The 14855-nt window shown below is 38.8% G+C and carries 5 protein-coding genes; 3 read left to right on the top strand and 2 right to left on the bottom strand.

Annotated features, from left to right (window positions below; translation table 11 throughout):
• Positions 1-63: 63 nt before the first annotated feature.
• Together rlmH and lon are read right to left on the bottom strand one after the other, a co-directional pair.
• On the bottom strand, positions 64-543 hold the full coding sequence (rlmH, locus tag WA249_RS13340; protein ID WP_003652981.1) for a 23S rRNA (pseudouridine(1915)-N(3))-methyltransferase RlmH: 480 nt from the start codon (positions 541-543) through the stop codon (positions 64-66).
• Positions 544-848: 305 nt separating this feature from the next.
• A complete protein-coding gene (lon, locus tag WA249_RS13335; RefSeq protein WP_336169361.1) occupies positions 849-3278 on the bottom strand; it encodes an endopeptidase La in 2430 nt (809 codons plus the stop codon).
• A 787-nt stretch (positions 3279-4065) separates the two neighbouring features.
• Between lon and ata the strand changes: the two genes are divergently transcribed.
• The 3 genes from ata to WA249_RS13320 all read left to right on the top strand — a co-directional run.
• Complete coding sequence (ata, locus tag WA249_RS13330; RefSeq protein WP_336169359.1) at positions 4066-11409, top strand: trimeric autotransporter adhesin Ata; 7344 nt, start codon at positions 4066-4068, stop codon at positions 11407-11409.
• A gap of 60 nt (positions 11410-11469) precedes the next feature.
• Positions 11470-12249: a trimeric autotransporter adhesin/peptidogylcan-associated protein TpgA gene (tpgA, locus tag WA249_RS13325; RefSeq protein WP_336169357.1), complete on the top strand. Its 780-nt coding sequence runs from the start codon at positions 11470-11472 to the stop codon at positions 12247-12249.
• A 551-nt stretch (positions 12250-12800) separates the two neighbouring features.
• A partial coding sequence (locus tag WA249_RS13320) for an ESPR-type extended signal peptide-containing protein (protein WP_336169355.1) occupies positions 12801-14855 on the top strand: 2055 nt, incomplete at its 3' end.

The following is a 14855-nucleotide window of genomic DNA, read 5'->3' as shown; positions in this document are numbered from 1 at the left end:
CAGGGCATGTTAAAAGTATCCTGATTTCAACGGATTGTTCCTAAAATGAAACGGTTGTTGTTTTTATGCACGGTGATAGGGATGATTATGATTAATAGTCATTGCCCGATATAGTTGCTCAATTAATAAAACACGCACCAAAGGATGAGGCATGGTTAGTTTTGAGAGTGACCAATGCCATGCCGCAGCTTTGCGTACCTGATCCGACAAACCATCTGGGCCACCAATCGCGAGTACTACATCATTGCCTTCAAGCATCCATTGTTTCATGGTGTCTGCTAACTTTTCTGTGCTGAGTTCTCGGCCACCGACCTCTAAAGCAATTAAAGTTTCATTCGGCTTTAAAGCATTTAAAATACTTTCGCCTTCAATTTGGCAATATTTTAAAATATCGGCTTCTGAATCATTCTTACCACGTTTGGCCATAGGAAGTTCAATGACTTGGGTTTGAACAAAAGGTTGGATACGTTTGAAATAATCTTCAAAACCAGTGAGAACCCAAGCAGGCATTTTTTGACCAATGGTCAGAATACGAATTTTCATATGATCTATTCATTCAAAACAGCTTGCGCATTATACCTGAGGAAGAGATCAGTTCGTGGTAACAAAGAGGCATAAAAAACGCAGTCCAAAAAATGGTATTGGACTGCGATCAAATGATCACCTGTCTGGAGTTCAGATGATCATAGAGAATAAAAACAAGGCTATCTATAAAAATAATAGATAACGAAGAATACTTAATTTAACTAAATACTCTTAATACCTATTATGAGGATGGTTGGATATTTTTCAATCAAATTGTGTAACAAAAAAAAAGAGAGCCGAAGCTCTCTTTTTTCACATTTTAATTAGTGACGTGCTGCTTTTGAACCTTCCACCGGTTTTACAATCGGTGTTTTAGGTAAAGGTTTTGGCATCGAAACTAATGCTAAAGGTAAGATGTCATCAATACTTTTCACAGCTTTGATTTCCAAACCTTCTTTAACATTCGCTGGAATTTCTGCCAAATCACGAACGTTATCTTGTGGAATAAATACAAGTTTAATTCCACCACGGTGTGCTGCAAGAAGTTTTTCTTTTAAGCCACCAATACGCATTGCACGACCACCTAAACTTGTTTCACCAGTCATTGCAATATCCGGACGAATCGCAATGCCTGTAAATGCTGATACAAGGGCAGTTGTTAATGCTAAACCAGCAGATGGGCCATCTTTTGGTGTCGCACCTTCTGGTAAATGAACGTGTACATCAGTTTCTTCAAAACGAGAAGCTTCGATACCTAGCTCATCGGCACGTGTACGTACTAAAGTCATTGCTGTAGTAATAGATTCTTTCATTACATCACCAAGTGAACCGGTCGTAATGAATTTACCTTTACCTTTTACAGCTGCAACTTCAATGGTAAGTAACTCACCACCTACAGATGTCCAAGCTAGACCATTTACGCGGCCTACTTGAGCTTCTTCTTCTGCAATACCAAAGTCAAACTTATGTGGACCTAAGTATTCTGGAAGATTGGCAGAAGTCACATCAAGTTGTAAGTTTTTAGACTTTTTACTTACTGCTTCTTTTACCACTTTGCGCGCAATTTTAGACACTTCACGTTCTAAACTACGTACACCAGCTTCACGTGTATAGCGCTGAACAATATCACGAATCGCTTCTTCATGAATTGTTAACTCTTTAGCACGTAGACCGTTGTTCTTAATCGCTTTTGGAACAAGGTAACGTTCAGCAATATTAACTTTTTCATCTTCGGTATAACCCGGTAGACGAATAACTTCCATACGGTCAAGCAATGCCTCAGGAATGTTCATGCTGTTTGCAGTACAGATAAACATCACTTCAGATAGGTCAAGATCAAGATCTAAATAGTGATCGTTGAACTTACTGTTTTGCGATGGATCTAATACTTCAAGCAACGCAGAAGCAGGATCACCACGGTAGTCTTGTGCCATCTTGTCAATTTCGTCGAGTAAGAACAGTGGGTTCTTCACGCCAACTTTTGTTAAAGACTGCACGATTTTACCTGGCATCGCACCAATATAGGTACGACGGTGACCACGAATCTCAGCTTCGTCACGTACGCCACCAAGTGCCATACGAACAAACTCACGACCTGTCGCTTTCGCAACTGACTCACCAAGCGAAGTCTTACCTACACCAGGAGGACCTACTAAACATAGAATCGGACCTTTGAGTTTTTTAACACGTGACTGAACAGCTAAGTATTCAACAATACGATCTTTAACGTCATCTAAGCCGTAGTGATCGGTATCAAGAATCTCTTGAGCTTTCGCAAGGTTAATACTGACTTTGCTCGCCTTATTCCACGGCGTATCTAAAATTACTTCTAGATAGTTACGTACAACAGCTGCTTCACTAGATGCTGGCTGCATGGCTTTAAGCTTACGGAACTCAGCTTCGGCTTTTTTGCGCACGTGTTCAGGTAAATCAGCTTCAGCAAGACGTTTTTCTATTTCAGCAACGTCATCTTCAGCGCCACCATTCATGTCAGAAAGTTCACGTTGAATGACTTTCATTTTTTCATTTAGAAAGTATTCACGTTGGTTTTTTTCCATTTGGCGTTTTACGCTGTCATGCAAAGTTTGTTCAATTTGCTGTTCGGCAGATTGATTTACCAAGTAGCTCATAAGCTCTTGCAAATGTGCTTCAAATTCATCGTGCTCTAAAAACTTCTGTTTAATTTCAATATTTAGAGGTACACGTGTTGCTACGAAGAACATTAGCTGTAGTAAGTCTTCAATTTTATTAGCAGCTGCAACCAGTTCACGTGCATTACGTAATTTTGCTTCAGCATATTGAGCAAATAAAGTACGTAACTCTTGTAAACGAGTTTCTTGAGTAGCTTTATCTACGTTAATTGTCATTGGACTTAAGCTATGTTCAGCAGTCAAATGACTATCTTCATCGATAATTTTTTCAAGCTTAGAGCGCTGTAACCCTTCAATAAGTACTTTGATGCAGTTTTCATCATTCTCATGATTTACGACCTGAACAATCTTAGCGACAGTTCCGTACTGATAAAGGTTGTCGTGATCAATATCTTCTGTAAGCGAATCTTTTTGCGCAACTACAAATACTAAATTGTCACTGTTACGAGCCACATCAACTGCATTGATCGATTTTTCACGACCCACGAATAACGCAATTTGCATGTGTGGATAGACCACTACATCACGTAACGCTAAAAGTGGTAATACACTTGGAACCTGAGGCTCTAAGTCAGTTTTTTCATTCATAATAAGTTCAGACATGGGCACTCCTAATGAGTGACAACGAGGTTGCCATGTTTTTTATAGTGATGTGTATTTCAAAAAATACAAGGGCCTATTTATAGAAAATGTGGAAAAAATGACTAATTTAGTCAACTTTTCTTTAAAAGGTTTATAAATCAATAGATTAATTCTTAAGAAGAATAAAATTTTGTAGAAGACCTAAACGTTTTAACTTAATAATAGCTTTTCTTTTACAAACGAAATACGCATCTAACGATACAAAAAACTTTGTTTAGTTTTATTTAAAAATAAATACTTTTGTGAAGTATATTTAAAATTTAAGTTGTTTTATAATTTTATTATAAATAGAATGATTCATGATTATTTATAATATACGAGTGTATTTTTAATATATGGTTTTATAGAAAATGTACATAAAAATAGATATTAATTTTAGAGTTAATATTCTATTTTAATAAAAGTACATATGTATTTTAAAAATAATAAATACTATTAATTTTATAAAAAATATTCATTTAATTAGAGTTAATATTCTATTTTAATGTAAAATCACCTTTTGTTAACAAAAACTGAACAATACATTCATTTTTAATTTTTTATTTAGTATATTCAATATGTTGAAATTAACTATAAAATTATATTTTGTGATTAAAGTCTCATATTTTTGGTGATTGCTTCGGTTTTATATTTACCCTTTAAATTTATTCATTTAGGATGCCGCCTCTTTTTTAGGGCCTGAAAATTATAAAAATGTATTTCTACATTTTTATGGGTCTTTGATTTTGGTATTTGTCTGAGAAGTTTTATGAATAAAGTTTATAAAGTCATTTGGAATGTTTCGATTGGAGCATGGGTTGCAACATCTGAAATTGCAAAAGGTAAAACTAAGACTAAATCAAAAACTTTAAATGCATCAGCGGTAGTTTTAGCAGGCGTAATTAGTTTTGCTCCAAATGCTTTCGCAGGGACAAATACCGAAGGAGGGGTTGGCCAAGGAACATCTATTTCAGGTACAACTTCATGTCGTGAGGGGAATGCGAGCACTGCCAATGAAAAAGATATTGCTATTGGTTGTGGGGCCCAAACTCAAGACAGAACTGGTTCTAATATCGCAAACCGTAATAATCCATATAATAATTCTACTGGTGCTTATGCGGGTGCAATGAAACAAGGTGGGGCAACCAGTGTAGGTACTGGCGCCGTAGTTGAGAAAGGTTTAGGAACAGCAATTGGTTCTTATGCGACAACTCAAGATATTTCAGGCGTTGCAATTGGTACAGGTGCTTTATCTTCTGGGAATACTGCTCTTGCCGTTGGACGACAATCTGCAGCAACCGCTGATTTTTCTCAAGCAATTGGTAATGTTGCAGCCGCTACAGGTAAAGGTTCTTTAGCAATTGGGCATTCGGCAACTGCAGAAGGTTACCGTGCAATTGCGATTGGTTCGCCAGATATTGAAAATGCAGATCCAGTTGCTGGGCAAGCTGGTGCTGCTTATCAACCAAAAATGGCAACAAAAGCAACAGGTAAAGACTCGATTGCATTTGGTGGCGGCGCAGTTGCGACTGAAGAAAATGCTTTAGCGATTGGTGCGTTCTCTGAGTCGAAAGGTAAAAAATCTGTTGCGATTGGTACAGGTGCAAAAGCACAAAAAGATAATGCAGTTGTTATTGGGGACCAAGCTGAGGCTACTTTCGATGGTGGTGTAGCAGTTGGTAAAGGTGCCCGTTCAGAAGCAGAAAATAGTATTGCTTTAGGTAAAGATTCAAAAGCAATTCAAGCTACGGGTGAAAGTTTCTTAACTAAACAAACGGCTCCCACAGGTGTGTTATCAATTGGTGATGTGGGAAGCGAGCGCCGTATTCAAAATGTAGCAGACGGTGCAGCAGATTCTGACGCTGCCACTATACGTCAGTTAAAAGCTGCTCGTATCCACTATGTCAGTATTAATGATAATGGTCAGCAAGGTGGTAACTTTGAAAATGATGGTGCAACTGGACGTAATGCGATTGCTGTTGGAGTGAATACTTCTGCTGCTGCTCGTGATGCAGTAGCGATTGGTGGATATGCACAAGCGATGGGAATTGGTGCAATTTCAATGGGAAGTAGCAGCCAAACAGTTGGCAGTGGTGATGTTGCTATTGGACGTAATGCATCGACTAAAGGTGCGACAGGAACACCGCCTGGTTATAGCAATCAGTCTATTGCGATTGGTGATCAGACTAAAGCAATTGGAGATCAGTCTATTGCGATTGGTGCCGATGTAATTGCAAAAGGAAACTCTTCTGTTGCCATTGGTGGGGATGATGTAGATAAAATCGCCCAAGATGCTGAGCTGAGCAAAACTTATACAGAAATTACTGGCGGTGTGCTTCAAGCAGGTAAGTATCCAACAACTGAAGCGAATCATGGCTCAACGGCTGTAGGTACTCAAGCAGTAGGTACTGGTGCATTTTCATCGGCTTTCGGTATGACTTCTAAAGCTACGGGTGATGCTTCATCTGCTTTTGGTGTGATGTCAAATGCTTCGGGTAAAGGTGCTGCTGCATTTGGTGCGGTTGCTCAAGCAACAGGTGATGGTGCCTCAGCAATGGGTATTAACTCATTGGCATCGGGTACAAATTCAACAGCAATTGGCTCTGGTAACAAACCAGGTGAAGGGGCAAAAGCGACTGGAAACAGTGCTGCTGCAATTGGTAGTGGTGCCCAAGCAACAGGCGATAACTCGGCTGCAATTGGTAAAGGGGCCGAGGCTACAAATGAAAATGCTGCTGCTGTAGGTGGCGGTGCAAAAGCTGTAGGTAAAAATGCTGCAGCCATTGGTGGAGGTGCAATTGCTGACCAAGAAAATGCAGTTGCAGTTGGTCAAGGTGCCCAGTCTTTGGTTGAAGGTGGTGTAGCTCTAGGTGCACGTAGTAAAGTAGAAGCTAAAAATAGTGTTGCTTTAGGTCAAGATGCTGTAGCAACTGAAGCGACAGGAAATTCCTTCCTGACTAATCGTGATGCTTCTAAATCTAATGGTGTTATTTCTGTTGGATCGGCTGAAAAAGAGCGCCGTATTACTAATGTTGAAGATGGTTCGGCTGACTCGGATGCAGTAACAGTACGCCAGCTTAAAAATGTTGATGGACGTGTAAATCAAAACACGAGCAATATTAGTAAAAATGCTCAGAATATTACCAATCTAAATCAAAAGTTAGATGATACAAAAACTGACTTGGGTAACCAGATTACGGATACCAACACCAAGTTAAACAATACTAAAGATCAGTTAACGACTCAGATTAATGATACCAAAACTGAGCTAAACAATACGATTGGTAATACGAAAACTGAACTGAATAGCAAAATTGATAGCACTAAGACTGAGCTTGAAAACAAAGGTCTGAACTTTGCTGGCAATAGCGGTGTAGATGTACACCGTAAATTGGGTGAGAAGTTCAACATTGTTGGTGGTGCAGCTGCGTCAATGCCAACTGCGAAAACAAGTGGTGAAAATGTTATTACCCGTACCACTCAAGATGGTATCCAGATTGAACTGTTGAAAGATTCGAAGTTTGACAGTGTGACTACTGGCAATACCACTTTGAACAATAATGGTTTGACTATTGAAGACGGTCCAAGCATTACTAAAGACGGTATTAATGCGGGTGGCAAACACATTACCAATGTGGCTGATGGTGTAAATGCTAAAGATGCAGTAAATGTTGATCAGCTAACCAAAGTGAAAGATAACTTAAATGGCAAAATCACTGATACGAATAATCAGTTAAATGATGCGAAAAAAGATTTAGGTAATCAGATTGCAGATACCAACAAAAATTTAAACGATGCTAAGAATGATCTTGGTAATCAGATTAGTGATACCAACACTAAGTTAAACAATACCAAAGATCAGTTAACGACTCAGATTAACGATACCAAGACTGAATTAAACAACACGATTGGTAACACGAAAACTGAACTGAATAGCAAAATTGATAGCACTAAGACTGAGCTTGAAAACAAAGGCTTAAACTTTGCTGGCAATAGCGGTGCAGATGTACATCGTAAATTGGGTGAGAAGCTCAACATTGTAGGTGGTGCAGCTGCTTCAACTCCAGCTTCAAAAACAAGCGGTGAAAATGTTATTACTCGTACCACTCAAGATGGCATCCAGATTGAACTGTTAAAAGATTCGAAGTTTGACAGTGTGACTACTGGCAACACCACTTTAAACAATAATGGTCTGACGATTAAAGATGGCCCAAGTATCACAAAAGACGGTATTAATGCAGGTGGTAAACAAATTACCAATGTTGCAGATGGCGTAAATGCTAAAGATGCAGTGAATGTTGATCAGCTAAGCAAAGTGAAAGATAACTTAAATGGCAAAATCACTGATACAAATAATCAGTTAAATGATGCGAAAAAAGATTTAGGTAATCAGATTAGTGATACCAACACCAAGTTAAACAATACCAAAGATCAGTTAACGACTCAGATTAACGATACCAAGACTGAGTTAAACAATACGATTGGTAATACGAAAACTGAACTGAATAGCAAAATTGATAGCACTAAGACTGAGCTTGAAAACAAAGGTCTGAACTTTGCTGGCAATAGCGGTGCAGATGTACATCGTAAACTTGGTGAGAAGCTCAACATTGTAGGTGGTGCAGCTGCTTCAACTCCAGCTTCAAAAACAAGCGGTGAAAATGTTATTACCCGTACCACTCAAGATGGCATCCAGATTGAACTGTTAAAAGATTCGAAGTTTGACAGTGTGACTACTGGCAACACCACTTTAAACAATAATGGTCTGATGATTAAAGACGGTCCAAGCATTACTAAAGAAGGTATTAATGCTGGCGGTAAACAAATTACTAATGTTGCAGATGGCGTAAATGCTAAAGATGCGGTAAATAAAGGCCAGTTAGATGATCTTGCTGCCAAGCAAAATGCAACTGATGATGCTGCGGTGAAATACGATGATGCTAAAACTAAAGATAAAGTCACCTTAAAAGGTAAAGACGGTACAGTTTTAGATAATGTGAAAGCTGGCAACATTTCATCGACCTCGAAAGAGGCAGTAAATGGCAGTCAAATCCATAATATTTCAAACAGTATTAAAAACAGTATTGGCGGTAATACAGTTGTAAATCCAGATGGAAGCCTGACCACGAATAACATTGGTGGAACGGGTAAAAACAACATTAATGACGCAATCAAGTCTGTAGATGACAAAGTCACAAACAGTGTTAATGATGTTGAAAACAAAGGCTTGAACTTTGCTGGCAACAGTGGTGCAGACGTACATCGTAAACTTGGCGAGAAGTTTAATATTGTAGGTGGTGCAGCTGCTTCAACTCCAGCTTCAAAAACAAGTGGTGAAAATGTCATTACTCGTACTACTCAAGATGGCATCCAGATTGAACTGTTGAAAGATTCGAAGTTTGACAGTGTGACTACTGGCAATACCACTTTGAACAATAATGGTTTGACTATTAAAGATGGTCCAAGTATCACAAAAGACGGTATTAATGCAGGTGGTAAACAAATTACCAATGTGGCTGATGGTGTAAATGCTAAAGATGCAGTGAATGTTGATCAGCTAACCAAAGTAAAAGATAACTTAAATGGCAAAATCACTGATACCAACACCAAGCTAGACACGACTAAAGATCAGTTAACGACTCAGATTAACGATACCAAGACTGAGTTAAACAATACGATTGGTAATACGAAAACTGAACTGAATAGCAAAATTGACAGTAACAAGACCGAGCTTGAAAACAAAGGCTTGAACTTTGCTGGCAACAGCGGTGCAGATGTACATCGTAAATTGGGTGAGAAGCTCAACATTGTTGGTGGTGCAGCTGTTTCAACTCCAACAGACAAGACCAGTGGTGAAAATGTTATTACCCGTACCACTCAAGATGGTATCCAGATTGAACTGTTGAAAGATTCGAAGTTTGACAGTGTGACTACTGGCAACACCACTTTGAACAATAACGGTTTGACTATTAAAGAAGGTCCAAGCATTACTAAAGATGGTATTAATGCCGGCGGTAAACAAATTACAAATGTTGCAGATGGTGTAAATGCTAAAGATGCAGTAAATAAAGGTCAGTTAGATGATCTTGCTGCCAAGCAAAATGCAACTGATGATGCTGCGGTGAAATACGATGATGCTAAAACGAAAGATAAAGTCACCTTAAAAGGCAAAGACGGCACAATTTTAGATAATGTGAAAGCAGGCAACATTTCATCAACTTCAAAAGAAGCTGTAAATGGCAGTCAGATTCATAATATTTCAAACAGTATTAAAAACAGTATTGGTGGAAATACAGTTGTAAATCCAGATGGAAGCCTGACCACGAATAACATTGGTGGAACGGGTAAAAACAACATTAATGATGCAATTAGTGAAGTAAAAAATACTGCAACTAAAGCAAAAACTACCGTAACTGAAGGTGACAACATTGTAGTAAAAGAAACTGTCAATAAAGATGGCAGTACTAACTACGAAGTATCAACCAAAAAAGATCTGACATTAGACAGCGTAACTGCGGGCGATAGCGTACTTAATCATAATGGTTTGACTATTAAAGATGGTCCAAGCATGACTAAAGATGGCATTAATGCTGGCGGTAAGAAAATTACTGATGTCGCGAATGGTGTGATTGCACAAAACTCAAAAGATGCTGTAAATGGCGGTCAGGTTCATAACATTTCGACGAGTATTAAAAACAGTATTGGTGGCAATACAGTTGTAAACCCAGACGGTAGTTTGACCACCAATAACATTGGTGGAACAGGTAAAAACAACATCAATGATGCAATCAAGTCTGTAGATGACAAAGTCACAAATGGTGTAAATGATCTGACCCAAAAAGGGCTGAATTTTGGTGCGAATGACCAGAAAGCAACTCAGGGTAAAGCTGTCCACCGTAAGCTTGGTGACACTATCAATATTATGGGTGGTGCTGATGCAAAAACTGCTGAAGATAAAACCAGTGGTGAGAACATCCTTACCCGTACCACAGAAGATGGCATCAAAATCGAGATGCTAAAAGATGTGAAGTTCGACAGTGTAAATGTCGGTGGTCATGTCTTAAATCAGCAAGGTCTTATCATTAAAGAAGGCCCAAGTGTCACAATTAATGGTATTGATGCTGGCGGTAAAAAAGTTACCAATGTTGCAGATGGTGTCAATGCAAAAGATGCAGTGAACAAAGGTCAGTTAGACAAGCAAATTAATGATGTTAAAGATCAAATTGGTAAAGATATTGGCAAGCTTTCTGATCATGCTGTGCAGTATGACAAAGATAAAAATGGCAATGTTGACAAGAACTCAGTCACTTTAGGTGGTGGAGATAAGGGTACTAATCTGAAAAATGTGGCTGATGGTAAAGTTGCTTTAGACTCTAAAGACGCCGTAAATGGCGGCCAATTATGGAATGTTCAGAATCAAGTCGATAAGAACTCGAATGATATTAAGAATATTCAGAACAATATCGACAACATTTCTAATGGTAAAACTGGTTTAGTTCAACAGCAAAAACCAAATGGTGAAATCACGGTTGGTAAAGACACGGGTGGTACTAGCGTAAATATGGCTGGTAAAGACGGTGATCGTGTTGTCCAAGGTGTTAAAGATGGAGAGATTAAGGCTGGTTCGAACCAAGCCGTAAATGGTGGTCAGATTCACAATATTTCAGACAGTATTAAAAACAGTATTGGTGGAAATACATCAGTAAATAGTGATGGTTCAATCACGACTAAAGATATTGGTGGAACGGGCAAAGACAATATTAATGATGCCATTGGTACCTTAAATCAATCGAACCAAGAATTGGGCAACAAAATTACCAATCTGGGTGATCAGTTACAACAAGTGTTCTATGACACCAATAAACGCATTGATGACGTTGAGAAAAAAGCCAATGCGGGTATTGCCGCTGCGATGGCCTTAGAAAATGCGCCATTTGTAGCAGGTAAATACACCTATGCTGTGGGTGCTGCATATCATGGTGGTGAAAACGCAGTTGGTGTGACCTTACGTAAAACCTCTGACAATGGCCGTTGGTCAATCACAGGTGGTGTGGCAGCTGCTTCTCAAGGTGAGCCAAGCGTTCGTATTGGTATTAGTGGTGTTATTAACTAAGAAACTGGTTAGGAGAGTAGCAATGCTCTCCTTGCTCGACAGATTAAAGAGATTATAGAGATGAACAAAACAATCCAGAGCTTAGTCGTAGCAGCTTTTGCTGGTTTCGCGGTGACAACTTATGCAAATGAATCAGCTCAGCCACAGGAAATTCATTTTCCAGCGATTGAAAAAAGTTACTTGAAACAAGTAAACCGCTATGAATACCAAGATGTTGCCCGTTTAGATGCAGGACTGAATAAAGATCAAATTCGAGCTTTATTGGGTAATCCACAATTTAGTGAAGGGCTCTTTGCAGTAAAAGTTTGGAACTATGTATTGGATGTTCGTATTCCTAACACAAATCAGTACCAACGTTGTCAGTTGCGGGTTGATTTTGATAAACACTATTTAGCAGAACGTTTATCTTGGAAAGGTGAGGCATGTGAAGGTTTGGTTGCTTGGGGAGAAAATAATCAAGCGCCAACGCATAGCAACCTGATAGGTGAACGTACGGCCAGTGTATTATTTGCTTTTGATCAGTTTGATGCTAAAGCAATTGAACAAGGACATGATAGCGTTACTAAAATTGCCGAGCAGATCAAGAAAAGCCAAACAACGAATCCTATTATTGTTGCAGGCTTCACAGATCCATTAGGTAAATTTAGCTATAACCAGCAATTGTCTTCACAACGTGCCAACACAGTTGCCAAATTATTGGTACAACAAGGCATTGAAGCAAGTCGAATCCAAATACAGGCAAATAGCCAGACTGACTTATATAAGCAGTGTAGCGGTAACAATAGTTCACAACTTATTCAATGTTTAGCACCAAATAGACGTGTTAATATTACTTGGTAAAACGGTCTGCGCGAAAAAAGTAATCATCCTGAGGGTGGTTACTTTTTTCGTTTTAGGTGACTGAAAAGCAAAGAATGATTTTAATTTTCATATAAATATTATCTTTTAAAATAATAAAATTAATGGGATGTCAGAAAAGCACCTAATGTGATCCTAGCTTTGATGTTCTAATAAATATTCCTAAACAATAAGACTTTTTAAAAAGATTGTTTATAAAAAATAATTAAACTTATTTTTAATAAAATAAAATGATAGTTTTTAAGTATAAATTTAAATTTAATATTTTGTTTTTATTATCTTTTTAATGCAATAAAGCCGTACTTTACTTGCATAGTTATATCTATAGTAAAAAATCATAATATATTTTTTGTATTTATTTGATCATATATTGTTATTTTTATTATTTTTCATCACATTACAATATTTTTTGTGATTTACATCTCATTTTTCCTCTGATATATTCCGCGAAAATTGCCATACCTTTGGTTTTTTGAAACTTTATGTAACTCAAGGTAAGCATTGTCTATTTTGTGTAAAATTCGAGTGAGTGTATGAATAAGATATATAAAGTAATTTGGAATGCTTCATTAGGAATCTGGGTTGCCGTTTCTGAAATTGCAAAGGGCCATGCAAAAACTCATAGCCAAAGAACAGATGATGCTTTGTTGCCTTCAACTGAAGTTTCAAGCAATAATTTAATTATCGATCCCTCATCTCTCTCATCACCACTCCTTTTTCGAATTAAACCACTTACGTGGGGCATACTAACTATACTCGTTCCTTCTATCACTTTTGGTGCAGTTGGAGTTAATGGCGGTGCTCTTGGGCCAAATGGTACTGTTAACTCAACAGCAATGTCAGCATGTACTGGAACAACACCAGGAACGACTACTGGCCAAGCTTATGCAGGGGGAGACCGCTCACTAGCGTTTGGGTGTGGTGCTGTAACAGATTCAGATAGAGATATTGCAATAGGAAGCCAAGCTTCTACAGTAAATCCAGCAAATGCGACGGGAACTTATAATGAGTCTATCGCTATTGGAGCTCAAGCAACGGCAAGTGGAGCTCAAGCTGTTGCATTAGGTGGTCAGACTATAGCTAAAGGTAACTCATCTGTCGCTATTGGTGCTGATGATATGGACAAGGTCGCTAGCACCAATGCTCCAGCTTTTAACTATACGCCAGCTGCTGGAGATAATGCTGTATATAACAATACTGCTACAGCAACTGCATATAAAAATTTGACAGGTGATTACTTAGTCAACTTTGAACAAACAAATGGTGGTGCATCGGCAGTAGGAAATCGTTATACCAGTGTACAAACAGGTGAATCTGCGGTTGCAGTAGGGTCAAAGTCAACTGCTAATGATTTGGGGACAGCTTTAGGTCCTGTAGCGACGGCTGGGGCACTAGCTTCGGTGGCAGTAGGTACAAAAGCAGATGCAGAGGGGCAAGGTAGTTTATCTATTGGTGCATTGGCTTATACAGGTAAAACAGGTGATGTTGCTGTAGGTATTAATTCTGCTGCTACAGGTGGCGATTCAATTGCAATTGGTGCAGGAAAAGACTTAAAAAGTACTGCTTATGTACAATCAGGCGCAACAGCAACTCAAAAAGGTGCTAGTGCATCTGGGGCAAACTCGATATCAATAGGTACTAACACTGCAGCGACTGGTACAAATGCAGTGGTTGTAGGTACGCAATCAACTGCATCAAATTTGGCAGTAGCGGTTGGTTCGGTTGCTACGGCTGCAGACCAAAGCGTTTCTATTGGTTCAAATAGCGCTGCTTCCTCTCAAACATCTGTAGCAATTGGTGCTGGAGCGCAAGCAAACTTACAAAATAACTCTGTTGCCTTAGGTAGTGGTTCGGTTGCTGATCGAGCTTCAGGTTCACTCGGATATGACCCTTTAACTGAAACGAGTACAACAAATACGAATAGTACTTGGAAGGCTACAGATGCTGCTGTTTCAGTTGGTAATGGAACTACACGAACTCGTCAAATTACTAGCGTTGCAGCTGGAACGAATGATACAGATGCAGCCAATGTCGCACAGTTAAAGAAAGCAACTTCTAAAGTTTTAGCTGGAGCAGGTACGACAGTTGCTCAGGGAACTGATAGTAACGGTATAACGACTTATACCGTAAACGCAAATACATTTACGGTACGTCAAGGAACAGTAAATAAGGCGACTATTGGTGATAGCACCACTGATAAAGTTAGCTTTATCAATGGTAAAAATACTGTTGCCAAAGTAGCGGACGAATTAAATAGCAATACTGATGTTACTTTTGATTTAGCTGATGATATTTCATTAAATAGCGTAACAACTGGTAATACGGTACTGAATAGTACAGGTGTTACAGTTAATGGTGGAGCGAATGGTCCAGTAAAATTAACAAATACTGGGCTAGATAATGGTGGAAATAAAATCATCAATGTTGCGGCAGGTACCATTTCTTCTACCTCAACCGATGCAGTGAACGGTAGCCAGTTAAATGCCACCAATCAGAATGTAACGACTGCCCAGAATACTGCAAGTACAGCCGTGACTAATGCAGCGGCAGCCCAAGCGACGGCAGACAAAGGCCTGAACTTTAGTGTG

This window comes from Acinetobacter sp. 161(2023), from assembly GCF_037027805.1.
In the GTDB taxonomy this organism is placed as follows: domain Bacteria; phylum Pseudomonadota; class Gammaproteobacteria; order Pseudomonadales; family Moraxellaceae; genus Acinetobacter.
The sequence above is the reverse complement of the archived record's forward strand: the minus strand, read 5'-3'. Positions and strand labels throughout refer to the sequence as shown.